The sequence below is a fragment of the Catenuloplanes nepalensis genome (assembly GCF_030811575.1).
GTDB lineage: Bacteria > Actinomycetota > Actinomycetes > Mycobacteriales > Micromonosporaceae > Catenuloplanes > Catenuloplanes nepalensis.
On sequence record NZ_JAUSRA010000001.1, the window covers coordinates 951,350 to 976,904 of the forward strand.

At 72.0% G+C, this 25,555-nt stretch carries 22 protein-coding genes; 9 read left to right on the forward strand and 13 right to left on the reverse strand.

The genetic code is table 11. The features are described from left to right. Positions 1 to 90 precede the first annotated feature (90 nt). Positions 91 to 1,509 (reverse strand): GH1 family beta-glucosidase, encoded by a 1,419-nt coding sequence (locus tag J2S43_RS03990; protein ID WP_306827185.1) that lies wholly within the window; start codon positions 1,507 to 1,509, stop codon positions 91 to 93. 874 nt (positions 1,510 to 2,383) lie between these two features. Here J2S43_RS03990 and J2S43_RS03995 point away from each other — a divergent pair. Continuing rightward, a complete protein-coding gene (locus J2S43_RS03995; RefSeq protein ID WP_306827186.1) occupies positions 2,384 to 5,308 on the forward strand; it encodes a glycoside hydrolase family 48 protein in 2,925 nt (974 codons plus the stop codon). Between the two features lie 550 nt (positions 5,309 to 5,858). Here J2S43_RS03995 and J2S43_RS04000 read toward each other — a convergent pair. The 3 genes from J2S43_RS04000 to J2S43_RS04010 all read right to left on the reverse strand — a co-directional run bounded on the left by J2S43_RS04000 (position 5,859) and on the right by J2S43_RS04010 (position 9,036). After that, on the reverse strand, positions 5,859 to 7,028 hold the full coding sequence (locus tag J2S43_RS04000; protein ID WP_370881596.1) for an IS30 family transposase: 1,170 nt from the start codon (positions 7,026 to 7,028) through the stop codon (positions 5,859 to 5,861). Positions 7,029 to 7,228: 200 nt separating this feature from the next. After that, entirely contained in the window at positions 7,229 to 7,897 is a 669-nt protein-coding gene (locus tag J2S43_RS04005) for an RAD23 family protein (RefSeq protein ID WP_306827188.1), read from the reverse strand. Positions 7,898 to 8,802: 905 nt separating this feature from the next. Next, positions 8,803 to 9,036: a hypothetical protein gene (locus J2S43_RS04010; protein WP_306827189.1), complete on the reverse strand. Its 234-nt coding sequence runs from the start codon at positions 9,034 to 9,036 to the stop codon at positions 8,803 to 8,805. 151 nt (positions 9,037 to 9,187) lie between these two features. On the opposite strand from J2S43_RS04010, the gene J2S43_RS04015 reads away from it, so the two are divergent. Both J2S43_RS04015 and J2S43_RS04020 read left to right on the forward strand, forming a co-directional pair. Beyond that, the gene (locus J2S43_RS04015) at positions 9,188 to 9,571 is read left to right on the forward strand and encodes a response regulator (RefSeq protein WP_306827190.1); all 384 of its coding nucleotides are present in this window, start codon (positions 9,188 to 9,190) and stop codon (positions 9,569 to 9,571) included. Beyond that, positions 9,568 to 9,942, forward strand: a complete 375-nt coding sequence (locus J2S43_RS04020) for a response regulator transcription factor (RefSeq protein ID WP_306827191.1) — start codon at positions 9,568 to 9,570, stop codon at positions 9,940 to 9,942. Before J2S43_RS04015 ends, J2S43_RS04020 begins: the two co-directional genes overlap by 4 nt. 15 nt (positions 9,943 to 9,957) lie before the next feature. Here the strand turns inward: J2S43_RS04020 and J2S43_RS04025 are convergent, their stop codons facing one another. Then, positions 9,958 to 10,797: a sensor histidine kinase gene (locus tag J2S43_RS04025; protein WP_306827192.1), complete on the reverse strand. Its 840-nt coding sequence runs from the start codon at positions 10,795 to 10,797 to the stop codon at positions 9,958 to 9,960. Continuing rightward, positions 10,731 to 11,546: a CHASE domain-containing protein gene (locus J2S43_RS04030; protein WP_306827193.1), complete on the reverse strand. Its 816-nt coding sequence runs from the start codon at positions 11,544 to 11,546 to the stop codon at positions 10,731 to 10,733. Before J2S43_RS04030 ends, J2S43_RS04025 begins: the two co-directional genes overlap by 67 nt. Before the next feature lie 149 nt (positions 11,547 to 11,695). On the opposite strand from J2S43_RS04030, the gene J2S43_RS04035 reads away from it, so the two are divergent. From J2S43_RS04035 to J2S43_RS04045, 3 genes are read left to right on the forward strand one after another with little or no spacing between them, the layout of a single operon-like run. After that, on the forward strand, positions 11,696 to 12,070 hold the full coding sequence (locus J2S43_RS04035) for a response regulator transcription factor (protein WP_306827194.1): 375 nt from the start codon (positions 11,696 to 11,698) through the stop codon (positions 12,068 to 12,070). A gap of 1 nt (position 12,071) precedes the next feature. Then, the gene (locus tag J2S43_RS04040; protein WP_306827195.1) at positions 12,072 to 12,296 is read left to right on the forward strand and encodes a hypothetical protein; all 225 of its coding nucleotides are present in this window, start codon (positions 12,072 to 12,074) and stop codon (positions 12,294 to 12,296) included. Continuing rightward, positions 12,296 to 13,735, forward strand: a complete 1,440-nt coding sequence (locus J2S43_RS04045) for a glycosyltransferase family 2 protein (RefSeq protein WP_306827196.1) — start codon at positions 12,296 to 12,298, stop codon at positions 13,733 to 13,735. The genes J2S43_RS04040 and J2S43_RS04045 overlap by 1 nt, the downstream gene beginning before the upstream one ends. Here the strand turns inward: J2S43_RS04045 and J2S43_RS04050 are convergent. The 3 genes from J2S43_RS04050 to J2S43_RS04060 all read right to left on the reverse strand — a co-directional run bounded on the left by J2S43_RS04050 (position 13,705) and on the right by J2S43_RS04060 (position 16,847). Beyond that, entirely contained in the window at positions 13,705 to 14,355 is a 651-nt protein-coding gene (locus tag J2S43_RS04050) for a DUF3159 domain-containing protein (protein WP_306827197.1), read from the reverse strand. The two genes, J2S43_RS04045 and J2S43_RS04050, sit on opposite strands and share 31 nt — an antisense overlap. 167 nt (positions 14,356 to 14,522) lie before the next feature. Further along, the gene (locus J2S43_RS04055) at positions 14,523 to 15,755 is read right to left on the reverse strand and encodes a fatty acid desaturase family protein (RefSeq protein ID WP_306827198.1); all 1,233 of its coding nucleotides are present in this window, start codon (positions 15,753 to 15,755) and stop codon (positions 14,523 to 14,525) included. A 21-nt stretch (positions 15,756 to 15,776) separates the two neighbouring features. Beyond that, entirely contained in the window at positions 15,777 to 16,847 is a 1,071-nt protein-coding gene (locus tag J2S43_RS04060; protein WP_306827199.1) for a ferredoxin reductase, read from the reverse strand. A gap of 75 nt (positions 16,848 to 16,922) precedes the next feature. On the opposite strand from J2S43_RS04060, the gene J2S43_RS04065 reads away from it, so the two are divergent. Continuing rightward, positions 16,923 to 18,077 (forward strand): PucR family transcriptional regulator, encoded by a 1,155-nt coding sequence (locus J2S43_RS04065; RefSeq protein ID WP_306827200.1) that lies wholly within the window; start codon positions 16,923 to 16,925, stop codon positions 18,075 to 18,077. Positions 18,078 to 18,177: 100 nt separating this feature from the next. On the opposite strand, the gene J2S43_RS04070 is transcribed toward J2S43_RS04065, so the two are convergent. Beyond that, positions 18,178 to 18,849, reverse strand: coding sequence for a GntR family transcriptional regulator (locus J2S43_RS04070; RefSeq protein ID WP_306827201.1), 672 nt, complete (start codon positions 18,847 to 18,849; stop codon positions 18,178 to 18,180). Positions 18,850 to 19,310: 461 nt separating this feature from the next. Here J2S43_RS04070 and J2S43_RS04075 point away from each other — a divergent pair, with 461 nt between their 5' ends. Together J2S43_RS04075 and J2S43_RS04080 are read left to right on the forward strand one after the other, a co-directional pair. Beyond that, positions 19,311 to 20,042, forward strand: a complete 732-nt coding sequence (locus J2S43_RS04075) for a histidine phosphatase family protein (protein ID WP_306827202.1) — start codon at positions 19,311 to 19,313, stop codon at positions 20,040 to 20,042. Then, on the forward strand, positions 20,026 to 20,916 hold the full coding sequence (locus tag J2S43_RS04080) for an NAD(P)H-hydrate dehydratase (RefSeq protein ID WP_306827203.1): 891 nt from the start codon (positions 20,026 to 20,028) through the stop codon (positions 20,914 to 20,916). Before J2S43_RS04075 ends, J2S43_RS04080 begins: the two co-directional genes overlap by 17 nt. A gap of 29 nt (positions 20,917 to 20,945) precedes the next feature. Here J2S43_RS04080 and J2S43_RS04085 read toward each other — a convergent pair whose 3' ends face one another. The 3 genes from J2S43_RS04085 to J2S43_RS04095 are packed head-to-tail and all read right to left on the reverse strand — an operon-like array spanning position 20,946 to position 25,329. Then, the gene (locus J2S43_RS04085; RefSeq protein ID WP_306827204.1) at positions 20,946 to 23,228 is read right to left on the reverse strand and encodes a transglutaminase TgpA family protein; all 2,283 of its coding nucleotides are present in this window, start codon (positions 23,226 to 23,228) and stop codon (positions 20,946 to 20,948) included. Then, entirely contained in the window at positions 23,222 to 24,361 is a 1,140-nt protein-coding gene (locus J2S43_RS04090; RefSeq protein ID WP_306827205.1) for a DUF58 domain-containing protein, read from the reverse strand. Before J2S43_RS04090 ends, J2S43_RS04085 begins: the two co-directional genes overlap by 7 nt. After that, positions 24,361 to 25,329 carry an AAA family ATPase gene (locus tag J2S43_RS04095; RefSeq protein ID WP_370881746.1) on the reverse strand — a complete coding sequence of 323 codons (969 nt, stop codon included), beginning with the start codon at positions 25,327 to 25,329 and terminating at the stop codon, positions 24,361 to 24,363. The genes J2S43_RS04090 and J2S43_RS04095 overlap by 1 nt, the downstream gene beginning before the upstream one ends. Between the last annotated feature and the right edge of the window lie 226 nt (positions 25,330 to 25,555).

The following is a 25,555-nucleotide window of genomic DNA, read 5'->3' on the forward strand; positions in this document are numbered from 1 at the left end:
CCAAGTGTCCGTCCCGCGCGCAACCTGACCAAACGATCACAGGACAAAATAAGGGGGTACGCCGCGCACGGCGTACCCCCGGAGAGATTTTTAGAGGGAATTGTCCGAGATGACCCGTCGGTACCAGTTGGCGCTGCGTTTCGGGATGCGGCGCTGGGTCGTGTAGTCCACGTAGATCAGCCCCCACCGCTGCTCGTAGCCGACCTCCCACTCGAAGTTGTCCATCAGTGACCACACGTGGTAACTCTCCAGTGGCACGCCGTCCGCGATCGCGCGGTGCGCCTCGGCCAGGTGGTCGCGGAGGAAGCTGATCCGGCTCGCGTCGTCGACCGATCCGTCCACGCCGACCACGTCCGCGCAGGGCAGCCCGTTCTCCGTCACGGTGAGCGACGCCGGCGCGTACTCACGCGTCACCCGGGTGAGGATGTCGTACATGCCGGGCGGGTAGACCTGCTGCCAGGCGGCCTGGGTGGTCGGCCACTTCTGCACGGTGCCGCCGTCCGTGGTCACGTAGATCGGCGTGTAGTACTGGACCGCGAGGATGTCGATCGGCTGCTTGATGATCTCCAGGTCGCCGTCCTTGATGCCGGTCACCAGCGGCGACGTCGGCCCCTGGTCGGCCAGCACGTCCTCCGGGTAGTAGCCGTTGAACATCGGGTCGAGGTAGAACCGGTTCTCGTACCCGTCGTAGAGCCGCACCGCGGCCGCCGTCTCCGGGTTGTCGTCGGCCGCGTAGCACGGGTGCAGGTTGAGCGCACCGCCGATCCGCGCGGCTGACCCGGTCGCGCGCAGCGCCTGCACGCCGAGGCCGTGCGCGAGCGCCAGGTGGTGCCCGACCAGGTAAGCCGTGGGCTCGTTCTGGATGCCGGGCGCGTGGTGGCCGGTGATGTAGCCGTTCTGCACCACGGTCTTCGGCTCGTTGACGGTCAGCCACACCGGCACCGACTCGCCCAGCGCCTCGAACACCGCGGTGGCGTAGTCCGCGAAGCGGTAGGCGGTGTCCCGGTCGGCCCAGCCGCCGTGGTCCTGGAGCGCCTGCGGGGTGTCCCAGTGGAAGAGCGTGGCCATCGGGCTGATGCCGCGTTCCCGCAGCCCGTCCACGAGCCGGCGGTAGAAGTCCAGCCCGCGCTGGTTGATCGCGCCGCGGCCGTCCGGCTGCACGCGCGGCCAGGAGATGGAGAACCGGTACGACCGCAGTCCCAGATCCCGGATCAGGTCGAGGTCCTCGGCGTACCGCCGGTAGTGGTCCGAGGCGGTGTCGCCGGTGTCGCCGTTGAGGACGCGGCCGGGCGTGCGCGCGAACGTGTCCCACACGGACGGTCCGCGGCCGTCCTCGCGCGCCGCGCCCTCGATCTGGTACGCGGACGTCGCGGCACCCCAGCCGAAGCCCGCCGGGAATCGCAGGCCCAGGTGCGCCTCCGGGTCCGGGCTCGGCTCGACCGGCACGGCCGGGAGCACTGAGGCGGGTGGCGGAGCGGCCGGGGAGGCCTGCCGGGTCGGTACGGACATGCTGGTGATCCCCTCTGGGAGATGCCCCATCCACCGTTCGTGGGAGCGCTCCCGAGGCTATCGCAGACCGTGGCGGATGGGTATGAACAGGTCGGATGATGATCAGTCTCACCGCTGGGGCGGGTGATCGGGCGAGAGGGCGCGACCGTGGATGACCGCCGGTCCGGCGGCGTCGCTGCCATGGCCCGTGAAATCTTTGTGACAGAGGGCGTCTGGAGATGCGCCCCGGTATTAGTGTGGGGACGGGGAGGGCAACCCCCGTCCCCACGTGAACCCTCAGGACGGAAATCCTCAGGTTCGACGAAACGCACGCACTGTTGGAATGGCCTCCTCGAGTGCGTGTCGCGCGGGAGCCGGGCCACGCGAGTGGCTGGTGGTTCCCACCTCCTTTCGACCGGGTCGATGGGGCGGCTGGTGGCGGAGTCCGGGCTGGCCCGCCGCCGGCCTCACGGTTGGCGACTGCTACGACCGGTGACGGTGTAGCACTCTCACTCAATGACTATCGATGGAAGCGCTCCCATCGACGTTGATTGGGACTGTAGTCCGCGTCACGTCTTTGTGAAAGCCCCAAAATGAGCCCGAAACATTCGGGCGGCCGGGCTCGGGCGTGAAACCACAGGTCAGCGCGGGTGAAATCACTGATCTGCGTCTATGGGTTGCCCCGGGAGCGCTCCCATGCGAGACTTGCCACCAGTCGCGTGACGGGAGCCACAGAACCCCACGCTTGACGGGTCGCCGAGGGCCCCGGAGCTGTCTCCGGTGCGGCCACCCAGTGCGCATCCCCATCTTTCTCGGCGTCGGCATGTCCGAATTTGCGCGCGCGGCTCCACCCGTGCGGACGCATGACGCCCGGTCCGCGAGGAGACATCAGCAGATGAGAATTCGGCCCAGCAGGAGACGGCTGGCGATGACCGCCGCCGGCGTGCTGGTCGCAGGCGGGATGGTGACCGTCCCGGTCAGCATGGCCTACGCCGCGACCGCCTGTGACGTCGTCTACACCACCAACGACTGGAACAACGGCTTCACCGCCAGCGTGACGCTCAAGAACCTCGGTGACCCGGTGAGCAGCTGGAACCTCGGCTGGGCGTTCCCGGGCAACCAGCAGGTCACGAACGGCTGGGCCGCGAAGTACAGCCAGTCCGGCCAGAACGTGACCGCGTCCAACGAGGCCTGGAACGGCAGCCTCGCCACCGGCGCATCCATCACGCTCGGCTTCAACGGCAGCTTCAGCGGCAGCAACGCGAAGCCGGCGTCGTTCACGCTGAACGGCACCACCTGTGCCGGTGCCGCGAACGCCGCACCGACCGTCTCGCTCACCAGCCCGGCCGACGGCGCCACGTTCACCGCACCGGCGGACGTCAACCTCGCCGCCACCGCCGCGGACACGGACGGCTCGATCACCAGGGTCGAGTTCTACCGCAACGGCCTGCTGATCAACACGGACACCACGGCGCCGTACGGCTACGCCACCACCGGACTGCCCGCGGGCAGCTACACAGTGCAGGCCCGGGCGTACGACAGCGCCGGGCTGACCGCGACCGACGAGCACGCGTTCACGGTTGCCGGCACGTCCGCGAGCAGCGTCGCCACGCCGGCCACGCTGCAGGTCGCCGAGGGTGCGAGCTCCGCGCTGAACGTCAGGCTGAGCGCGGCGCCCACCGGATCGGTCTCCGTCGCTTTGGCGAAGACCGGGGACGCGGACGTCACACTCGGCGCCTCGACCGCGACGATCACCGCGTCCAACTGGAGCACCGGCGTCAACGTGCCGGTCAACGCGGCCGAGGACGCGGACACCGCGAACGGCACCGCCACGATCACGGCGTCCGCCACCGGATTCACGTCGTCCGTCACCACGGTCACCGAGACCGACAACGACGGCGGCGGTACCCCGGGCGGCGCGTACGGCGAGGAGTTCCTGGAGCTCTACAACAAGATCAAGGCGCCGGCGAACGGGTACTTCAGCCCCGAGGGCGTGCCGTACCACTCCGTCGAGACGCTGCTGGTCGAGGCGCCGGACCACGGGCACGAGACCACGTCCGAGGCGTTCTCCTACTGGCTGTTCCTGGAGGCGCAGTACGGCAGGGTCACCGAGAACTGGTCGCCGTTCAACGACGCCTGGCGGGTGATGGAGCAGTACATCATCCCGAAGGAGACACAGAGCAACTACAACGCCGCGGACCCGGCTGACTACGCGGCCGAGGCGGACCTGCCGAGCCAGTACCCGGCGGTCGGTGGCAAGATCGACTCGTCGGTCAAGGTCGGTGCGGACCCGCTCGCGGCGGAGCTGCAGGCGTCCTACGGCACCACCAGCGTCTACGGCATGCACTGGCTGATCGACGTGGACAACGTCTACGGCTTCGGCAACTGCGGCAACGGCACCAGCCGGCCGGCGTACATCAACACGTACCAGCGCGGTCCTCAGGAATCGGTCTTCGAGACCGTGCCGCACCCGAGCTGCGAGACGTTCAACTTCGGCCGGGTCGGCAACGGCGGCTTCCTGCCGATCTTCATCGGTGACTCGTCGTACGCGCAGCAGTGGCGCTACACCAACGCACCGGACGCGGACGCCCGCGCGGTCCAGGCCGCCTACTGGGCGCTGCAGTGGGCCAAGGAGCAGGGCAACCAGTCGCAGATCTCGGCCACCATCGCGAACGCGGCCAAGATGGGCGACTACCTGCGCTACGCCATGTACGACAAGTACTTCAAGCAGCCCGGCTGCGCCTCCACCTCCTGCCCCGCCGGCACCGGCAAGGACAGCTCCGCGTACCTGCTCTCCTGGTACTACGCGTGGGGCGGCTCCTACGGCGCCAACAGCGGCAACTGGTCGTGGCGGATCGGCTCCAGCCACAACCACGGCGGATACCAGAACCCGTTCGCGGCCTGGGTGCTCTCCACCGTGCCGGAGCTGACCCCTCGCTCGGCGTCCGCGAAGTCCGACTGGGCCACCTCGCTGACCCGCCAGATCGACTTCTACACCTGGCTGCAGTCGGCCGAGGGTGCGATCGCCGGTGGCGCGACCAACAGCTGGAAGGGCAACTACAGCGCCCGCCCGGCCGGCGTGCCCACGTTCTACGGCATGGTCTACGACGAGAAGCCGGTCTACCACGACCCGCCGTCCAACCAGTGGTTCGGCTTCCAGGCGTGGAGCATGGAACGCGTCGCCGAGTACTACCACGAGTCCGGTGACGCACGCGCCAAGGCCGTGCTGGACAAGTGGGTCGCCTGGGCGATCGCGAACACCACGGTCAGCGGCTCCACCTACCAGGTCCCGTCCACGCTGAGCTGGTCCGGCCAGCCCGGCGGCAACTGGCAGGCCGGCACCACCAGCGTCAACAACAGCGGCCTGCACGTCAGCATCGTCGACTACACCCAGGACGTCGGCGTCACCGGCGCCTACGCCCGGACGCTCGTCTACTACGGCGCGAAGTCCGGCAACACGCAGGCGCAGACCACCGCGAAGGCCCTGCTCGACGCGCTGCTGACGCACAAGGACTCGCTGGGTGTCGCGATACCGGAGACCCGCGCCGACTACAACCGGTTCGACGACGTCTACAACGCCTCCACCGGCCAGGGCCTGTTCATCCCGTCCGGCTACAGCGGCACCATGCCCAACGGTGACGTCATCGCCCCCGGCAAGTCCTTCCTGGACATCCGGTCCTTCTACCGGGACGACCCCGACTTCCCCAAGGTCGAGGCGTACCTGAACGGCGGGCCGGCGCCGGTCTTCACGTACCACCGCTTCTGGGCCCAGGTCGACATCGCCCTGGCCCTGGCCGACTACGACCGACTGCTCGGTTGACGGCTTGCCCGGGCCCTTCCCACGAGGGCCCGGGCCACCTATAGAGCGGCGCCGACGCCCGCACGCCGGCGCCGCACGGCCTGATTCCCACGATCAGGCCGACCCGTGGTGGGCCGGGTGCCGTGACAGGCCAACGCCGGTTCCCGGCCCACCACCCCTCTTCCGGGCGGGCGACACCACGGTGCCGCTCGCCCGGCTCCATTCCCACCCCGAGAGCCGATTCCTCTTCCCACTCCCGGCGTGCCCACTTCCCCAGTGCTCCCGCGGGCACCGGTCGTCGCTGGCGCTCCTCCCTGCCAGTCCCGCCGTACCAGACCAGACCCCACCCCTCCCCGGCCCGGCCACGAACCCGGCCATCGCCGCTCGCCCGCACGCGGAGTAGCGGCCGGCGCTTCCCGACCGCAATGTCGAGCGCTCCAAGGGCGATATGCGCTGATTATCCGCCCGTTGATGGCGCGTCCATGATGGTTCTTCGATAGATCGTCTGACTAGTGATACCTGGAGCACCGAATGAGCGAGGTGGATTCAATCGGTCGTCGCAATGCAACGTTTATGCAGCTAGAGGTGCCGATAGTAGCTGATTGAGGGCTTCGGCGGGTGTGCGCATGTTGAGGGTTTCGCGGGGGCGGCCATTGAGTTCGGCGGCGACGTCGTCGAGGTGCTGTCTGGTGTGGACGGACAGGTCGGTGCCCTTGGGGAAGTATTGGCGGAGCAGGCCGTTGGTGTTCTCGTTGCTGCCGCGCTGCCAGGGCGAGTGCGGGTCGCAGAAGTAGACATCGATGCCGGTGGCGATGGTGAAGTCGGCGTGGCGGGTCATCTCGACGCCTTGATCCCAGGTCAGTGACTTGGTCAGGTGAGCGGGCAGTGTCGTGATGGTGGCGATGAGGGCGTCGCGGACGGCCTCGGCGTCCCGGCCGTCGGGCAGGTGGACGAGCATGCAGTAGCGGGTGGAGCGTTCGACCAGAGTCCCGATCGCGGAGCCGCCGTCCTCACCGATGATCAGGTCGCCTTCCCAGTGGCCGGGCACGGCCCGGTCGGCGGCCTCAGCGGGCCGCTCACGGATGTTGATCATTGCGGGGATCCGGCCGCGTTTCTCCTGCTGTCGTGACCTGACCCTGGGCTTGCGCAGAGCCCTGCCGGTCCGCAGGCACGCGGTCAGCTCCTTGCGCAGCCCACCCCGGGACTGGACGAACAGCGACTGGTAGATCGTCTCGTGAGACACCCTCATCGATTCATCGTCCGGGAAACGCCGGGGCAGCCACAACGCGATCTGCCGCGGTGACCACTTCAGCTTCAGCTTCCCCTGCACCACCCGCCGCAACCGCGGGCAGTCCGCGAGCTTCACGGGCTTCGGCCGGCGGCGGCGATCACGCGCCTTCTCGTCCGCACGGCCGGCCCGATAACCCACCCGCACGGTCGAATTCCGGGCCAGTTCCCGCCCGATCGTCGACGGCTCCCGCCCCAGCGCCACCGCGATCGACCGCCGCGACTCACCCCGATCACGCCGCAGCATGATCTCCTCGCGTTCCTCGAACGACAGATACCGGCCTGACCCGGCCCCAGCCCCGTTGTTGATCACCCCGCCAGCATCCTGGAACCAGCGCATACCCGTCCACCGCGAGACTCCCGCAGCCGTCGACGCCTCCTCGGTAGACAAACCAGCCCGAATCCCCTCCCAAAACCGCACCCGAACCACATAAGGAACACCCGGCTTCGCCATCAAAACCCCTGCTCAGAGGGCATTGCAACGACCAATTGACCACAAGCGAGTCATTCGGTGCTCCACGTATCACTAGTGGCCGCGACTCTCCGTGGTGTGTCGTTGAAGCCGAGATTCGGGCGCGCGAGGGCTGTCTGGAGATCGCCGGATCCGCGGGAGGCCGCGCCGCTGTTGCGCCGGCTGTTCCCCGCCGGGGGCCGTCAGGCGGAGCGGGGGCGGTAGCAGCGCCAGGAGTACGGGTCCTGCGGGTCGGTGACCTGGGCCTGGGCGGTGGAGCCGTTGCGCCAGGCGCACATGGCGTCCATGTCGACGAGGCGGTGGAAGCCGGGGCCGCGGCACTCCCAGGAGCCGGGGCCGGAGCCGAGCCGGGCCTCGGAGGCGCCGAACTCCTGCCAGCAGTAGAGGCGAAGGGTGGCCTTGAGCTCGCCGTCGCTGACCGGGCCGAGCTCGACGGTGGTGGTCCGCGGCTCGGGCCCCGGGACGCCGGTGCTGCGGTCGGGGGCCGGCGACGGTGCGTGGGTGACCGGCGTGCGCGACGGTGTCCGGGACGGGCTCGGCCCGGAGTCGCCGGATGACGGGGACGCCGAGCCGAGCGGGGCGGTGGACGGGGAGATCGCGGGCGCCACCATCGGGGCCGCGGTCAGGTTCGCGATGAGAGACGTCGAGGGGGCGGGGGCGCCGGCCTTCCAGGCCGGCGCGATGCCGCTGGTGAACCGCAGCGAACACAGCGCGACGATCACGGCCAGCGCGACGGCGACGATGACCCACGCGTAGTCGCGGATGAACCGGCGCAGCCCGCTCGCGGCGCGGTGCGTGCCGGTCACCATGTCCGCGTCCGGGTCGTGTGGTGGTGCCCCATGCTCACTCAACGACCCGGCGCCCGTTGCGGATTTCGGATGATCCACACCGTTTTCACCGGATATCGGCCTCTGTCGCCGCGCGGCCCCAGAAGACGAGGGCACAGCCGATATTCGGGCATCCCCGGCACCGCCCGCCCCGGCGGAGTCACCGCCACCCGGCGGCGGCCCGGCATGCTCGGCGGCACCCGGCGGCGGCCCGGCATGCTCGGCGGCGCCGGACGGCGGCCCGGCATGCTCGGCGGCGCCGGACGGCGGCCCGGCATTTTCAGCGCCACCGGACGGCGGCCCGGCACGCTCTCCGCCGGTGGTCTCGGTGCCGCCCGGGCGCGACCCGGAAGGATCGGGCGCGTCGCCCGAAGCCGATCCAGACCCGGCAGTGGGTGAAGGCCCCGCGGCGGCGAGCCGCTTCAGGTGAGGTGGCAGGCCTCGCCCGGTGGCTGCGGCATGCTTGCGGGCCTCCTCCAGCGGATCGGTGCCGTTGGCCGCCGCCAGCGCGGCGATGACCAGCGGAATCTCGACCGTGGACCCGGCCCAGTCAGGCGCGAGGCCGCCATCGCCCGAGTCGGCCCTCGGCTGCTGACCGGGCAACGCCGTCGGCTCGCCGGACGCGGGCGGCGGGGCCGGCGTGCCGAAGGCCGGCGGTGGTGGCGCGAGGGCGCTGGGGTGCGAAGAGGCGTCTGGTGGGCGTACCGCCGGGGGGATTTGATCGTGGGCCGGGGTGGCGGGCTCGTCGGGACGGGGGTTGGGCTCCTCGGCCACGCGGCCGGCCTCCTCGCGGGGGTGAAGTGGGTCTTGGGCTGCGGGAAGGCCCGCAGACCGACCACAATAGCCACCGCCGCGGCGAGGGTGACCCGGCAGGACCGGCGGATGGCCGGACGCGATGATCGTCGATGGGTTAGAGTGGGAAACCGCAGCTAGGCGGCGGTGGGGTAGGCGGCGGAGCAGGCCTGGCGGGCCCAGCGCATGCGGCCGGCGGACGTCTCTGGGTGGTCGCCGAACTCCTGGGCGACCAGCGCGGCGACGCCATTCTCACCGTGCCGGGCGACCGTGGCGCGGATCGCGTCACGAATGAGTTCGGCGGTCGGGGCCTGGGAGCGCTGGAGGTGGGAGGCGAAGAGGGCCTCGACCTGGACGAGCTGGACGGCCATGACGAGCTCCTTTCGTGGGGGAAGGTGCCTTCCAGAGAACCCTCGCGGGGGTACGCCCTGGGAGCGCTCGGGTTGCACAACGGTTGCACCCCCTTAAGCCGATATTTCGGACCAAGGGGATATCTCGGATTAAGTCAGTGACAATGACGGAGTGGGCGGGGCGCTGCGAGCTGTGGTGATCGAGGACGAGGAGGATCTCCTCGACCTCCTGCGCGGGCACCTCAGCCGGAACGGATGCGAGGTGTCCGGGTACGGGACGGCCGAGGAGGGGATCGCGGCCGCACGCGCGGACCCGCCCGACCTGGTCGTGGTGGACGTCCTGTTGCCCGACCGGGACGGCCGGGAGGTGATCCGGCTGCTGCACGAGGATCCGCGCACCGCGGCGTGCCCGATCGTGATCTGCTCGGTGCTGGACGCCGACGACCTGGATGACCTGCCGACGGCCGCGGTCCTGGCCAAGCCGTTCGGGAAGGCCGACGTGGCCGAGCTGATGCGGCGGCTCGCGCTGCCGCGGGCGGAGGTGGAGGGAAATTGACCGCCGTACTCATTGCCGATGACGATGCCGACATCCGGGACCTGGTCGCGTTCAAGCTGGAGCAGGTCGGCTACGACGTGATCGCGGTCGAGGACGGGCAGTCCGCGCTGGAGGCAGCCCGCCGCGACCAGCCCGCGCTCGCGGTGCTGGACGTCTCCATGCCCGGCCTGTCCGGCATCGACGTGTGCCGGATGCTGCGCGCCGACCAGGCCACCGCCGGCATGCTGATCGTGATACTCACCGCCCGTGTGCAGGAGCAGGACATCGAGGGCGGGTTCGGGGCCGGCGCCGACGACTACGTGACGAAACCGTTCAGCCCGCGTGAGCTGGTCTCCCGGATCCAGTCGCTGCTGACCCGCTCCCGAGCCTGACGCCGGAGCATGTCCTCATGCGCGGGGCGACCCCGGGCCGGCAGCATCGGCTCGCTGCTGACCAGGACGTTCGCGGCGCTGGTGGTGCTGGTCGTGATCTCCGGCGTGGCCGGGATCGCCGCGGTCCGCGACCTCGATCCGCCACCAGCCGTTCGAGTCCTGCCGCGCGCCGATCGTGATCCGGGCCGCGGTGCCGTGCCGCACGTATGTCACGGCGTTGCCGACCAGGTGGTCGAGCAGCTGGCGGAGCAGCGCCGCGTCCGCGGTCACCACCGGCAGCGCGCCGATGTCGATGCTCGGCAGCGTCGGCGAGACCGCCACGTGCGCGGCCACCACCTCGGCCGCGAGTCCGGCCAGGTCGACCGGCTCCAGGCGCAGCGGAGCCTCGCCGGCCAGCGTGTACGCCAGCAGCTCGTCCACCACGTGCAGCATGCGCCGCGTGCTGCGGCCGATGTGGTCCAGGAAGCCCAGCGACGCCGGGTCGAGCCGCGGGCCGACCTCCTCGGCGAGCAGGTCGGCGTAGCTGGCGACGTTGGTCAGCGGCGTCTGTAGCCGGTCGGTCGCGAGCGCGGAGAAGCCGGCCAGTTCCGCCTCCCGCTCGCGCAGCGCGGTCTGCGCCAGGCGCAGCGCGTCCGCGTCGGCCCGCCGGTCGGCGAGCGCGCGCCGGGCGGCCGTGGCGAACCGCTCCCGCGCCGTGATCAGCACCAGGACCAGCACGGACAGCGCCAGGCTGAGCAGCGCGCCGCCGGTCAGCACGACCGTGTCCAGGTGCCGCCGCGCCTCGCCGATCAACGGCGTGCTCGGGCGCACGGTGAGCGTGAGCTGCCGCTGGCCCAACGCGACCGGCAGCGCCACGGTCTCCGGGTCGGCCGGCGCGGCGTCGGTGTTCCAGGACGCGACGCCGATCGGGCCGGCCGGATCGCTGCGTCGGCCAGCGAGGCCGTCACGGTGGCGTGCGTGCCGGAGCTCAGCGCCTCGGCCAGGAAGTCGCCGGTGCGCAGGCTGAACAGCACCCAGCCGCGGAACGTGGTGCCGTCCGCGGACTGCACCGGCGCGGCGATCACGAACGACAGCTGCCGGCGCGCGCCGGCCAGCGCGCGGTCGTACGGGAGCACGTGCGGCGTGGAGACGGCGATCTGCCCGGTGTCGCGGGCGACGTCCATCGCGGCCGAGACCGCCGGCGGCGGGCCGTTCCAGCGGTCACCGCCGGGTGCGCTGCCGTCGACCGGCCGGCCGGCGACCGCGGAACGGCCCGCGTCCGAGGCGATCAGGCGCACGTCGTGCGCGCCGGGCAGCGTGCTACGCGACAGCCGGGCCAGGCTCGCGTCGACGCCGGCGAGCAAGGTCGCGGAGTCGATCGCCGGTGCGTTCCCGGCGATCATGGCAAGGTTCTGCGCGGTCGCGGTGTACCGCGCCACCGCCGCGGCCACCGCGGCCTGCGTGGAGCCGGCCCGCACGCGGAGCGCGGCGGCGGCGTAGTCGTCCTCGGCGGAGTGCAGCGCCAGCGCGCCCGCGCCGGTCGCCGCCAGGCCCAGAGCCAGGACGGTCGACGCGAGCGCGGGACCGCGCCACGTTCGTCCGCGCACCAGGTCCCTCTTCGTCACGGAGGGCACAATCGGCGGCCGCCCGGCGGCACTGAGCCGGGCCGGGTTGCGCTGGGGTAGGAACCAAGTATCGCGAAAAATCCGCCTATGGCGGGCATGTCTGGTGAGATCGAGGGTAGCGGGAGGGGCTGTCCGACGGAGGGACAAGCATGGCGCGCGTCCTGGTGGCGGAGGATGACCCGGACATCCAGCAGCTGGTCATGTACAAGCTCGGGCGGTCCGGCTTCGAGACGATGGCGGTCGCCGACGGCGCGGCCGCGCTCGCGGCGGTCCGCCGGTTCCGGCCGGATGCGGTCCTGGTCGACGTGCGCATGCCCGGCATCAACGGCATCGAGCTGTGCCGCGAGCTGCGCCGGACACCGGTCACCGCGAAGCTCCCGATCGTGATGATCTCCGCGCAGGGCCGCCCGCAGGACCGCGAGCTCGCCTACGCGGCCGGCTGCGACGACTACCTGGTCAAGCCGTTCAGCCCGAGGGACCTGGTCGAGCGCGTGCAGAAGCTCCTGGTCGAGGTGCGGGCCTGAGATGATCGAGGTCGCCACCGACGCGATCGTGGTGCCGACGATCGTGCTCATCATGATCGTCCGGGCTGCCCGCCGCCTGCTGCGCCGCCGTCGCACCCGCACCGCCGAACGCCCGCGTCTCGCACTGCTGGAGTTCGTCGCGGAGGCCGGCGCCGAGGGCGTGGACGAGCTGGTCACGATGCCGCGCCGGGAGTGGCGGGCCACGGCTGCGGAGGCGAGTGGCTGATGGTCGACGACTGGGGCTGGGTACGGACCGTGATCGGCATCGCGGACGTGTTCGTATTCGTCTACTTCGTGGCGCTGAACAGCAGCTATCTGGGTCTGCTGCTGCTCGCCGCGGCCGAGTTCCATCGGTACCTGCGCCGGGTGCCGTTCAACGGCCTGGAGGACCTGTTCCGCAGCCCGCTGACCATGCCGGTCTCGGTGCTGATGCCGGCCCACAACGAGGGCGCCGGGATCGTGCCCGCGGTACAGGCGATGATGGCGCTGCGCTACCCCCGGTTCGAGATCGTGGTGATCGACGACGGCTCCACCGACGACACGTTCGACCGGCTGGAGCGCGAGTTCGACCTGGTCGCGGTGCCGCGCGTGGTGCCGGGCGAGGTGCCGTTCCGGGGTGCGGTGATCAGCGTGCACGTGGCCCGCGCGAACCCGGACAGCCTGATCGTGGTCCGCAAGGTCAACGGCGGCAAGGCGGACGCGCTCAACGTCGGCATCAACCTCTCCCGGCACCCGCTGGTCTGCATGGCCGACGCGGACTCGGTGCTGGACCCGGAGGCGCTGCTCTCGGTGACCAAGCCGTTCGCGGACGACCCGCTGGAGACCGCGGCGGTCGGCGGCGTGGTGCGGATCGCGAACGGCTGCGCGGTGGTCGGCGGCCGCGTGGTCGACGTGCGCATGCCCCGGCAGTGGCTGGTGCGCATGCAGATCGTCGAATATCTGCGCGCGTTCCTGATGGGCCGCACCGGCTGGTCCCGGCTCGGCGGCCTGGTCGTCATCTCCGGCGCGTTCGGCATGTTCCGCCGCGACCTGCTGGCCGAGGTCGGCGGGATGGCGCACGACACCATCGGCGAGGACGCGGAGCTGGTCGTGCGGCTGCATCACCACCTGCGGGAACGCGGCCGGCCGTACCGGGTGACCTTCGTGGCGGAACCGGTGTCGTGGAGCGAGGCGCCGGTGAGCCTGCGCGTGCTCGGCCGGCAGCGGAGCCGCTGGCACCGTGGCCTCGCGGAGATCGTGCGCATCCACCGAGGCATGCTGCTGCGCCCGCGGTACGGCCGGATCGGCATGGTCGCGCTGCCGTACTACGTGCTGTTCGAGCTGCTGGCGCCGTTCGTGGAACTGTCCGCGCTGATCCTGCTCCCGGCCGGGCTACTGGTGGACGTGATCGATCTCGGCTTCGCGTGGCGGTTCGCCCTCGCCGCCTACGGCTACGGCATGCTGGTCAGCATGTCGGCCCTGCTCCTGGAGGAGGTGTCGTTCCACCGCTATCCGCGCTGGGGCGACCTCGGGCGCGGGTTCCTCGCCGCGATCTTCGAGAACGTGGGTTACCGGCAGGTGCTCGCCTACTTCCAGGCCCGCGGTGCCTGGCAGGCGTGGCGGAACAAGAAGCAGGTCTGGGGTGCGATGCCGCGTCAGGGCTTCGACACGGTCCGGCCGCTCTGAGGGTGCCGCAGTCCGGGGTGGTCCTTCGGCAGCGTCCTGACCATCACCCACCAGCTCACCGCGAGGCAGGCCGCGACCAGCGGCCAGGTCAGCACGACCTGCGCGACGCCGAGCGCGAAGACCTGGTCGGCGAAGTAGAGCGGCAGGAACACGGCGAGGCGGATCACGTACTGCAGGACCCAGATCCAGCTGGCCAGGCCGTAGGAGCGCAGCAGCGCCGGGTCGCGCCGCCAGCGGGTCCGCTGGCCGAGCACGGCGCCGACGATCACGCCGAGCAGCGGCCAGCGGGCCGCGATGCTGATCGCCCACACCACGGCGCTGCCCGCGTTGCTGAGCAGGCGCGGCAGGAAGAAGTCGGCGCCGTTGCCGGTGTAGAGCGCGATCATCGCCGCCACCACGACGCCGAGCAGCCCGGCCAGCACCGCGCCGAACCGGTCGCCCTTCCGCAGGCGGTGAACGGCGATCGCCAGGCTCACCACGATCGCGGCGGTCACGCCGATCACGATCGAGCGGCCGCCGGCCAGCCAGCCGAGGATGAACGCGATCGGCGGCAGCGTCGCGTCGATCGCGCCCCGGCGCCCACCGAGCAGGTCGGCGAGCGACTCCCTGTTCTGTTCCATGGTTAGGTCACCCTAACCGATCAGAACCCGCGTGGGTACGGTGGTGAGGCGCGGGCGACAGAGAGGCGATCGCAGTGCGGCACGCTCTTCGCCGCCCTGCGATCGCGGCCCTTGATCCAGGCGTCCCCCATGTAGTCAGAACTACATGGGGAACGCCCTGATCGTGGCTAGTTCGTGGCGGTCATCGCGGCGGCGGTGACCGGGGCGGCGGTGACCGGGGCGCGGCGGGCGGAGGCGTGGCCCTCGACGAGCTTGCGGGGGCCGCGCGGCGCGCCGGTGCCCCGGCCGCCCTCGCGGCGCCGGCGCAGGTCCTCCTTGGTGGGGAGGGCGAGGCGGAACACCTTGAACCAGGCGGAGGCGACCTGCACCGGCAGCGGGCCGGTGGTGTAGGTCAGGTTGTAGCGCTCGAACAGGTCGCGGATCCGCGGCGCGATCTCGGCGTACCGCGGGCTCGGCATGTCCGGGAACAGGTGGTGCTCGATCTGGTGCGACAGGTTGCCGGTCATGAAGTGCATGAACTTCGAGCCGCGGATGTTCGCCGAGCCGAGCATCTGGCGCAGGTACCACTCGCCGCGGGTCTCGCCCTCGATGCTGGTCTTGGAGAACGTCTCCACGCCGTTCGGGAAGTGACCGCACATGATCACCGAGTGCGTCCAGACGTTCCGGACCAGGTTCGCCACCATGTTCGCCAGGATCGTGGTCAGGAACGACGGGCCGGACAGCGCCGGGTGGATCACGTAGTCCTTGAGCATCTGGCGGCCGATCTTCTTCAGCACCTGCTGGTACGCGGCCTTGAACTTCGGGTCCCGGCGGCGCTTCCTCGTCTTCAGGTTGCGGCCGAGCTGCAGGTCGTACGCCGCGATGCCGTACTCGAAGAAGCACATGTTGATGAAGTTGTAGAGCGGCTGCGCGAGCAGGCCCGGCGTCCACTTCTGGTCCTCGTCCACCCGCATGATGCCGTAGCCGAGGTCGTTGTCCCGGCCGACCACGTTCGTGTACGTGTGGTGGACCTCGTTGTGCGCGTGCTTCCACTGCGCGGCCGGGGAGGCGTTGTCCCACTCCCACGTGGTCGAGTGGATCTTCGGGTCACGCATCCAGTCCCACTGGCCGTGCATGACGTTGTGGCCGATCTCCATGTTCTCGATGATCTTCGCGATCGAGAGGCCGACCGTGCCGACGACCCAGGCCGGCGGGAACAGCGAGAACAGCAGGATCGCGCGGCTGCCCAGCTCCAGGCGCCGCTGCGTCGAGATCACCCTGCGGATGTACGCGGAGTCCCGCTCGCCGCGGCTGGACATGATCTCGTCGCGCAGCGCGTCCAGCTCGACGCCGATCGCCTCGATGTCCTCGGGGGTGAGGTGGGCGATCGGGTTGACGTCCTTCTTCTCCATGACGGTCATGCGACTATGTCCTTCCGCTTCTCAGTGCTCGATCGCGCAGGGCCCGGCCGCTGCGGAGATGCAGGTCTGGATCAGGATCGTGTCGCCCTCTTCGGCGACGATGAGTGAGCCGTCGCGCAGGTCGCGCACCACGCCCTCGCGCAGCGGCAGCACGCAGCCCATGCAGATGCCCATCCGGCAGCCGGACGGCATCAGCACGCCCGCGGCCTCGGCCGCGTCCAGCAGCGGGACGTCACCGGGCGCGCTCACCGTGGTCTGCGACTTCTGGAACGTGATCTCGCCGCCCGCGCCGTCGGCCGCGAACGTCACCGGCCGGAACCGCTCGACGTGCAGCCGCCCGGTCGCGCCCGCGTCGGCCCAGTGCTTCTCCAGGTCGTCGAGCAGCTCGTTCGGCCCGCACGCCCAGGTCTCCCGCTCGGCCCAGTCCGGCACCAGCGTGGCGATCATGGCGGGGGAGAGCCGGCCCTCGACCGACGTGGTGCGCTCGATCAGCCGGATCCGTCCCTCGGCCGCGAGGTCGTTCAGCTCCGGAGTGAACAGGGCTTCCTTCGCGGTCCGCGCGGAGTGGATCACCACGACGTCGGTCAGCTCCGGGCGGCCACGCAGCAGGCCCATGATCGGGGTGACGCCGCTGCCCGCGGTCACGAAGAGGATCTTGCTCGGTGCCTGCTCCGGGATCGTGAACTCGCCGGCCGGCGGGTCCAGGTGCAGCAGCATGCCGGCCCGCGCGTTGCGGACCAGGTGGTTGCTCACCACGCCGCCCTCGATCGCGGTCACGGTTACCTCGACCAGGCCGTCGGCCCGGTCCGGGGAGCTGGTCAGTGAGTAGTTGCGCCAGAGCCGGATGCCGTTCACGTCCACGCCGAGCCGCAGGTACTGCCCGGGCTCGTGCCGGCGCCAGCCACGACCGGGGTGCAGCACCAGCGTGACCGCGCGGTCGTGCTCGGGCCGGACCTCCTCGATCCGGGCGCGCAGGATGTTCGCGTTGCGCAGCGGCGCGATCTCGTCGAGGTAGTCGCTCGGCACCAGCGGCGTCGTGATCAGCTCGACGACGCGCCAGGCGGCGGACCTGAGGCTGCGGGTTGCGGGCATGAAACAAGCATGGTCCGCTTCTTTGGTGAAGTCCTGACCTGAAGACGGTAGTTTCGTCAGGCATTATTGTTCGCTGTGAACAAGAAGCCCGTTCCAGTGTTCCGGCTGCCGGCCAGCGTGATCGTTCAGTTGCGGCACGTGTTGCCCGAGGTGGCGGGGCGTGCGGTCACCGCGATCACGGCCGAGGTGCCGGCCTACGCGGAGGCGTTCGCCGGCGAGATGGGCGCGAAGATCGAAGGAGCGGTCCGGGCCGCGCTCGCCATGTTCCTGAACCTGATCGCCCGGGCCGACAACGCGGAGGGGGCCCGCGGCGCCCCGATGGAACCGGCGCTGGAGGGCGCGTACGCGCTCGGCCGCGGCGAGGCGAAGTACGGCCGCAGCCTGGACGCGCTGCTCGCCGCGTACCGGGTGGGCGCGCGAGTGGCGTGGCGGGACCTGGCCCGGATCAGCGTCGAAGCCGGCGTCGACGCGATGACCGTCACCGAGTTCGCCGAGCTGGTCTTCGCCTACATCGACGAACTCTCCGCGGCCAGCGTCGCCGGCCACGCGGACGAGCTCGCCTCCACGGTCCGCGCCCGCCACCGCAACCTGGAACGGCTCGGCCGGGCGCTGATCGAGGCCGAACCCGCGCACGCGCTGGCCGCCGCGGCCGCACTGGCCGAGTGGACGCCACCGGCCACGCTCACCGCGGTGCTGCTGCCGGAACGCGCGATCGGCAACCTCCTCGACCTCCTCGACCAGCGCACGCTCCAGGCCGACGCCGACGGCGAACGCGCGGTGCTGCTCGTCCCGGACGCGCACGGCGCCGGCCGCGGCCACCTGATCCGGCTGCTGTCCGGCCGCGAAGTGGTCGTCGGGCCGGCCCGGCCGTGGGAACGCGCGGCCGAGTCGTACGCGCGGGCCGGACGCGCGCTCGCGCTGTCGCTCACCGGCGACACGGAGGATCACCTGGTCGCGCTGCTGCTCGGCGCGGACCCGGGCGCACTGTCGGACCTGCGCGCGCGAGTCCTGGCGCCGCTGGCCGGCGAGGGCGAGGCCTCCGCCGCGAAACTCACCGAGACGCTCCGCAGCTGGCTCCGCCACCACGGCCGCCGCGAGGAGATCGCCGCCGAACTATTCGTGCACCCGCAGACCGTCCGCTACCGGGTGACCCGCCTCCGCGACCTCTACGGCGACAAGCTCCGCGACCCGGACTGGCTCATCATGCTCACCGTCGCGCTCGCCACCTGACCACATCGTTCTTCCCGCTTCCGGCGTGGGTGCGTTCCGCCCGCTCCCACGGGCGCCGGCGTCGCTGTTTCGCTGTTGGCCGCGGAAGCGAGGAGCCCGCCTACGGCACATGCGCCAGAAGCCCCCGATGCGCGCTGTTGACATGCTCCTCCGCCGTCCTGGCCAGCGTCTCCCGCTCCCCGGACCGGATCAGACCCGCCAACTCACGATGCTCGTCCACAACGCGAGCCCGATAGTGCGTGAAGCCCAACGCCACCCGGCGCAACTGAAACAGATGAACCTGGGACCGCACCGCCCGCCACGCCTCCGTCAACCGCCGGTTGCCCGCCGCGACATAGACCGCATCGTGAAACGCGATGTCCAGAGCGACCAGACGCGGCCCGGCCGGATTGCCGGCGACCTCGGCGGCCATCGTCCCGACCAGCCCGTCCAACTCGCCCAGTTGCGCTTCGGTCGCCGTGTCGCGGGCGGTGACCGCGGCGAGGCGGTCGAGTGCGGCGCGGACCGCGTAGACCTCGCGGATGTCGTCCGGGGTGATGTCGATGACCGTGGTGCCGCGGTGCCAGGCGCTGCGGATCAGGCCCTCGCGTTCCAGGATCCACAGGCCTTCGCGTACGGAGCCGCGGCCGACGCCGAGGCCGGTGGCGAGTTCGACTTCGCGGAGCGGGCCGCCGGGTGGCACCTCGCCGGCGAGGATGGCCTCGCGGATGCGGTCGGCGGACTCCTCGGCGAGGCCGCGGCGGCCGGCCCGGCCGGGCGCGGGAGTGGTCATGCCGGAGGCCCTTCGAGCGGTGTCGGCGTGCGGGGAAGCGACCGTGTCGCTGTCCACTATGGTGCGAACCGTACCGGAGCGGGCGGGTGTTGTGGCCCTTGGCGCGCGGTGGTTGCCGGAACCTTTCCGGAAGGCGATTCCCCGCATTGACATGTGTGGATACGTGCGTTGAGACTGTGATGACGTGCGATAGAAACACTTCGATCTGTTGCGACTTCCGACACGTTACCGGAAGGAGTGCCCACCAATGATCGTCAAGAGAGTGTTGATCCTGGCCGCGGTGCTTGTGGTCTGCTTCGTCGCGGTGCCGGGGCCGGCACCGGCCTGCACGGCACGCTGAGACTCCGGGCCGGGCGGCTCATCCCACCGTGATCCGCCCGGCCCGGTTCACCGTCCCGGCGCCCCGATCACGGAACGGGGTCCCCGGTTTCTCCGGCGGCGCGCCGGGTAAGCCACGATCCGTGGACGAACTCAGCTGGCTGGCCGTGGTCCGGCACGGGGAGAGCACCGGAAACGTCGCGGCCGCGCGCGCGGAGCAATCCGGCGAGGAGGTCATCGACATCCCGGAGCGGGACGCGGACGTGCCGCTCTCGCCGACCGGGCGGGAGCAGGCCGAGGCGGTCGGCCAGTGGCTGCGCGACCTGCCCGCCGACCGGCGCCCAGCGGTCGCGGTGATCTCGCCGTACCTCCGGGCCCGGCAGACCGCGGAACTGGCGCTGGCCCCGATCGACGCGCGCACCTGGGTGGACGAGCGGCTGCGCGACCGCGAACTCGGCATCCTCGACCTGCTGACCGGCAAGGGCGTCCGCGCCCGGCACCCGGAGGAGGCGGAGCGCCGCGCCCGGCTCGGCAAGTTCTACTACCGGCCGCCGGGCGGCGAGTCCTGGGCCGACGTCACGCTGCGGCTGCGCAGCCTGCTCGGCGACCTGCGCCGGGACCACGCCGGTGACCGGGTCATCCTCTTCGCCCACGAGGCGATCGTCTACCTGCTGCGATACCTGCTCGAGGAGATCTCCGAGCCGGACCTGGTGACGCTCGCCCGCGACGGCGAGGTCGGCAACTGCTCGATCACCAGCTGGATCACCGGCGAGGACGGCCGGCTCGCGCTGGAGGACTTCGCCGTGGTCCACCACCTGCACCGCCAGGGTGCCACCCCGACCAGCGAGGAGGGCGTCGATGCCGAACCGGTCTGAACCCGCGGCCGTCATCACACCCCGGGTGCTGCGCGACTGGACCCTGCCGGTCCCGACCGGCGGCAAGGACGCGCGCGGCACCGTGCTGGTCGTCGGCGGCTCCCGCTTCACCCCCGGCGCGGTGCTGCTGGCCGGCGTGGCAGCGCTGCGCGCCGGCGCGGGCGTGCTGCAACTGGCCGTGGCCGAGTCGACCGCGGCCGCGCTCAGCATCGCGGTCCCGGAGGCGCTGGTCGTCGGCCTGACCGAGACCGGCACCGGTTCCGTGCGTGGCGAGTGCGGTGAGCGCCTCGCCGCACTCGCCGCGGACGCGCGGGTGATCGCGGTCGGCCCCGGCCTGGACGACGTGGACGAGACCATGGGCCTGCTCCGCGGCCTGCTGGACGCGGCCGGCCCGGAGACCGTCTTCGTGCTCGACGCGTACGCGCTCGGCGCGCTCAGCCGCGAACCCGGCCTGATCCGCGCGTCCGGCCGGACCGCGGTGCTCACCCCGAACCTGACCGAGGCCCGCTTCCTGCTCGGCCACGACATCGGCGACGACCTGGACGACACGGCCGCGGAACTGGCCGAGAAGTACGGCGCGGTGGTCTCGATGTACGGCCACATCGCGTCCCGCCCGTCCTCGGACGGCGTGGTGCGACGCTGGCGCGAGGAGTCCGCGGACGCCGGCCTCGGCACCTCCGGCAGCGGCGACGTCCGCACCGGCATCGTCGCCGGCCTGCTGTCCCGCGGCGCCGAGCCCGATCAGGCCGCCGCCTGGGCGGCCTGGGCCCACGCCGCCGCCGGCCAGCGCCTGGTCCCGGCCCACGGCCGGATCGGCTTCCTCGCCCGCGAACTCCTCGACGAGATCGGCCCCGCCCTCGCGATGCTCCACTAGCCGGCGTCCCGGCATCATGGGCGCTGCACTCAGCGGCGTTTCCTCGCCCAGCGGAGAGGGCCGGGGTGGAGGGACCAGAGGAGGCGGCGCCACCAGGGGCGGTGGGCGCGCAGGGCGGTGATGTAGGCGGCTGCCTGCGTACCCGCGTGGTCTGCCTGGGTGTGATCGATGTCGTCGGGGGCGAAGGCGTCGCGGTTCATCAGCTCGGCCAGGCCGGTCAGCGGGGGTGCGGCCGTGCGCAGCGCGGGCTTTCTGAGACGGGCGGCGGCCCGTGCGGCGGTGTCGGCGGCATGGCCGGCGAACTCGGTGGCGGTCAGGTCCGGCGGGGCGGGACGGCCGGCCAGCCGGAGTGCGTCGCCGACCTCCAGCCACGCGCCGGTGACCCGGTCGCGCGGGTCGGGGGCGTGCAGCCGGCGGCGGGACAGCGCGCGCCGCATGGTCAGCAGCGCGATCACCAGGCCGGCCAGGATCAGCAGCACGGTGCCGGAGACGCCGCCGGCGATCACGGCCCGGGTGCGGCCGGACGAGGACGGGGCCTCGGCCGGCGAGTCGCCGGCGGAGGCGCTCGCGGACGGCTCGGCCGACGGGGCCGGCGCGTCCGTGGGTGGCTCCTCCGACTTCTCCGGCTCGGGGCGGAAGTCCTCCTCGACCGGGCGCGGCTCGGTGTCCGGCTGCGGCATCGGGTTGAACGAGACCCAGCCGACGTCCTCGAACAGGATCTCCGGCCAGGCGAACGCGTCCGCACCCCGCACCGCGACCGTGCCGGCCGTCGCGGTCTCCGCCCGGGGCGCGAAGCCGACCACGACGCGGGACGGCAGGCCGAGCAGCCGGGCCAGCACCGCGAACGCGGCAGCGAACTGCTCGGACGTGCCCTCCTGGCCGCCCGCGTTGCGCGGGCCGAAGAGGAAGAAACCCAGATTGGGGTACGAGTGCCCGCTCGCCGCGTCCGCCGCCACCCGGTAGTGCGTGGCCAGGAACTGCTCGATCGCCACGGCCCGGTCGTACGGTGCGCCGTTCTCCTCGCCGAGTTGGTCCGCGAGCTGCTGCAGCTGTTCCGGCACGCCGTCCGAGACGGTCAGCAGCCGGGCCACGTCCGGGCCGCCGGGCACGTCCGCGACCGGCAGGCCGCTCAGGTCCAGCCGCTCCCGCGCGGACGTCACCGTGTAGGTCAGCCCGGCCGTGAGACCCTCCGGGCGGATCAGCGTGCCGGACTCCGCGTCGTAGGCGACCCGGGTGCCCTCCACGCCGGCCGGCGTGGGCACGGCCGGGAGCAGCCGGCCGGACAGGTCCGCGATGGTGAGCCGCTGGCCCACCCGCTCCACGGTCGCGCCGGGCGGCGGCGGGTCGGTGGGCAGCACCCGGCCGGCGGCCCGGTAGGTCGCGCCGACCTTCCAGGTGACGCCGTCGTAGTCGTTGAGCACGGCCAGCCGTACCAGCGGAAGGCCGTTCCCGGGGTTGACCTGCTCCAGCGGCGTGACGTCGAAGAGGTGCTGGTCCGGGTTGAGCGCCCAGCCGGAGATGCGGTTCAGCGGGCTCTCGTCCAGGCTGTCCACCTGCGGGGGCTCGACGTACCGGCGCGGGTCGACCGGTGTCGCGGTGACCACGCCGGCGATCCGGGGCGCGCCCGCGAAGACCAGCGCGAGCAGCACGGCCAGCGCGGTGACCGGCCCGATCAGGCGCCGCAGCCGGCCGGGTGACTCCGCGTCCGCCGCGGTCGCGACCGTTCGCGGCGTCGTCCTCGGCGAGGACCGGCCCGGCGCGGTGACCAGCCCGAACGCGGCCAGCGCGACGAAGCCGAGCGTGGGCGGGAGCGCGGCGTCCGCGTTCGGCCCGACCACGTAGAGCGTGCCGGCGAAGAGCATGACCGGTGCGGCGTAGCCGAGCAGCACCCAGCCGGCGCGGCCGGACACCTCGGTCGCGGCGAGCCCGGCCAGCCACGCCGCGACCAGCGGAATGACCAGCGTGTCCGGCGTCGGCTCGACCGGGATCATCGCGGTGAGCATGCGCGGGATGCCGTTGCGGGCCGCGTCCACCAGCACCTGGGCCAGCGGCGCGGCAAGCTCCGCGCGCTGCGCGGCCAGCCGGAGCACGACGATGGTGTACCCGGCCAGCGCCAGCACGGACAGTGGCGCGACGGTCCAGGACGGCAGGCGGCGGACCGCGGTGCCGATGCCGACGCTGAGCACGGCCGCGCCCGCGACCACCTGCATCAGCAGCGGTCCGGAGTAGACCCGGCCGAGCAGCACGCCGCAGAGCGCGATCATGCCGATCAGCGCGACCGGCAGCCCGGCCGCGCGCACCACCCTCACCATCCGGACGCGCCGTTCCACTCCGCGGCGAACGCGTCGCCGTCCTCCGCGTTGATCACCAGCATGCCCGCGGCCTGGCTCGTGCCGCGCTCCCCGAGCAGGACCGCGACCAGCACCGGGTACGCCTGGCGCACCGTCCCCAGCTGACTCAGATCGTCGCGGCCGCCCGGTCCGGTGACGAGGATCAGCGTGTCGCCGAGGCGCTGCTGCCGCAGGCGGGTGGTCGCGGTCCGGAACGTCTCCGCGTCCGCCGGGTGCAGTTCCGCCGCCGTCAGCGTGTCCAGGTGGCTGAGCCCCGGCTCCTCGGCTCCGCTGACCAGGTGCATCGTCACCGGCAGGTCCTCGCGCGCGGCCGCGGCCACGATCGACGCGGTGGCCTCGCACGCGGCCTCGAAACTGGCCGACTGGCCGTCCGCGGGCGGCGTGTGCGACGCGGCCCGGTCGTCGAGCAGCACCACCAGGCGCGGCAGGCTGGTGTCCAGCTGCTCGCGGACCATCAGCTCGCCCATCTTCGCGGTCGAGCGCCAGTGCACGCGCCGCAGGTCGTCGCCGATCACGTACTCCCGGAGCGTGTCGAACGTGATCGAGCCCTGCGGCACCCTGTCGGAGCGGCCGTCCATGCTGCGGGTGACGCCGGCCGGGACCGCGCTCAGCGGCAGGATGCGCGGGTGCACCCAGACCGTGACCGGGTCGCCGTGCGCCTGCGCGAGCCGGACCAGGCCGAGCGGATCCGTACGGGTGACCCGCAGCGGCCCGACCGGGATCCTCCCGCGCCGGTGGGTCGGCACCGGGTAGGTCACCGTGGTGTCCCGGCCCGCGCGCAGCCGCAGCGGCGGCACCTCGACCGGGCGTCCGCCGCACGAGTCGGCCGCGGTGAGCGTGGCCGACCGGCGGCGGGCCGCGTTGCGCAGTGTGAGGATCATCGTGGACGGCTCGCCGCGCGGCACCCGGTCCGGGTCGGCGACCCGGGACAGCGTCAGCCGCGGGCGCCACGCCACGAACAGCACGGCCCAGGCCACGGCGAGCAGGCCGGCGCCGCCGAGCACCGCCAGCTCCGGGTAGCCGAAACGGAGACCGGCCGCCAGCAGCACCGCGGCGCCGGCGGCCAGCCCGAGGCCGCGCAGGGTGACGCGCATCAGGCCTGCGTGCCGCCGCCGGGCAGCGGGACCGGGACCGACCGGAGCGCGTCGGCGACCACGTCGTTCGCGGTCGTGCCGCGCAGCGCCGCCTCCGGCGTGAGCAGCACGCGGTGGGCGAAGACCGGGCCGATCAGCGCCTTCAGGTCCTCGGGCAGGATCCAGGCCCGGCCCTCCATCAGCGCGTACGCGCAGGCGGCGCGGGTCAGCGCGATCACGCCGCGCGGGCTCACGCCGATCCGCACGCGTGGATCCTGCCGGGTCGCGGCGGCCAGGCGCACCGCGTACGCGTACAGCGGGTCCGCGATGTGCACCCGCTGCGCCATCTTGATCATCTCGGCGATGACATGCGTGTCCGCGATCGGCGGCAGGCTCTCCGGCGAGCGCACGTTCGCGCCGCGCAGCACCTCGATCTCGACCGCCTCGTCCGGGTAGCCGACGGACAGCTTCACCAGGAACCGGTCCAGCTGCGCCTCGGGCAGACGGTAGGTGCCGTCCATCTCGACCGGGTTCTGGGTGGCGACGACCAGGAACGGGCGCGGCACCGGGTGCGGCACGCCGTCGACCGTGACCGTGCGCTCCTCCATCACCTCCAGCAGCGCGGACTGCGTCTTCGGCGACGCCCGGTTGATCTCGTCGGCGATCACGATGTTCGCGAAGACCGGGCCGGGGTGGAACTCGAACGCGCGGGTGGCCTGGTTGAAGATCGTGACGCCGGAGACGTCCGCGGGCAGCAGGTCCGGCGTGAACTGGATGCGCCGCCACTGACCGTGCACGGACGCGGCGATCGCGCGGGCCAGCGTGGTCTTGCCGACGCCTGGCACGTCCTCCAGCAGCACGTGGCCCTGCGCGAACAGCGCGGTGAGCGCGAGCCGGATCAGCTCCGGCTTGCCCAGCACCACGGTGCCGATGCTGGCCGCGAGCTGGTTCGCGATGCCCGCGAAGCCCTGCACCTGCTGCTGCGACAGCGGCCCCTCGGCCGCGGCCGGCAGGACCGGGGCCACGGCGGGCGGCGGCTGCACGGGTGGCGGCTGCACGGCCGGCGGGTTCATCGCCGGGGGGTTCATGGTCGGCGGGGACGGGGTCGCGACCGGCGGGGCGGGCGGCGGAGGGAGGGTGGCGGCGCCGGAGGACTGCGCCGCGCCGTAACCCTGTCCCGTGCTGCCGTAGGAGTAGCCACCGGAGCCCTGACCG

Excerpts from the sequence above, each read along its gene's own strand:
- J2S43_RS03990 (WP_306827185.1), bottom strand. The coding sequence starts at position 1,509 with ATGTCCGTACCGACCCGGCAGGCCTCCCCGGCCGCTCCGCCACCCGCC.
- J2S43_RS03995 (WP_306827186.1), top strand. The coding sequence starts at position 2,384 with ATGAGAATTCGGCCCAGCAGGAGACGGCTGGCGATGACCGCCGCCGGC.
- J2S43_RS04000 (WP_370881596.1), bottom strand. The coding sequence starts at position 7,028 with ATGGCGAAGCCGGGTGTTCCTTATGTGGTTCGGGTGCGGTTTTGGGAG.
- J2S43_RS04010 (WP_306827189.1), bottom strand. The coding sequence starts at position 9,036 with ATGGCCGTCCAGCTCGTCCAGGTCGAGGCCCTCTTCGCCTCCCACCTC.
- J2S43_RS04035 (WP_306827194.1), top strand. The coding sequence starts at position 11,696 with ATGGCGCGCGTCCTGGTGGCGGAGGATGACCCGGACATCCAGCAGCTG.
- J2S43_RS04040 (WP_306827195.1), top strand. The coding sequence starts at position 12,072 with ATGATCGAGGTCGCCACCGACGCGATCGTGGTGCCGACGATCGTGCTC.
- J2S43_RS04045 (WP_306827196.1), top strand. The coding sequence starts at position 12,296 with ATGGTCGACGACTGGGGCTGGGTACGGACCGTGATCGGCATCGCGGAC.
- J2S43_RS04050 (WP_306827197.1), bottom strand. The coding sequence starts at position 14,355 with ATGGAACAGAACAGGGAGTCGCTCGCCGACCTGCTCGGTGGGCGCCGG.
- J2S43_RS04055 (WP_306827198.1), bottom strand. The coding sequence starts at position 15,755 with ATGACCGTCATGGAGAAGAAGGACGTCAACCCGATCGCCCACCTCACC.
- J2S43_RS04060 (WP_306827199.1), bottom strand. The coding sequence starts at position 16,847 with ATGCCCGCAACCCGCAGCCTCAGGTCCGCCGCCTGGCGCGTCGTCGAG.
- J2S43_RS04070 (WP_306827201.1), bottom strand. The coding sequence starts at position 18,849 with ATGACCACTCCCGCGCCCGGCCGGGCCGGCCGCCGCGGCCTCGCCGAG.
- J2S43_RS04080 (WP_306827203.1), top strand. The coding sequence starts at position 20,026 with ATGCCGAACCGGTCTGAACCCGCGGCCGTCATCACACCCCGGGTGCTG.
- J2S43_RS04085 (WP_306827204.1), bottom strand. The coding sequence starts at position 23,228 with ATGGTGAGGGTGGTGCGCGCGGCCGGGCTGCCGGTCGCGCTGATCGGC.
- J2S43_RS04090 (WP_306827205.1), bottom strand. The coding sequence starts at position 24,361 with ATGCGCGTCACCCTGCGCGGCCTCGGGCTGGCCGCCGGCGCCGCGGTG.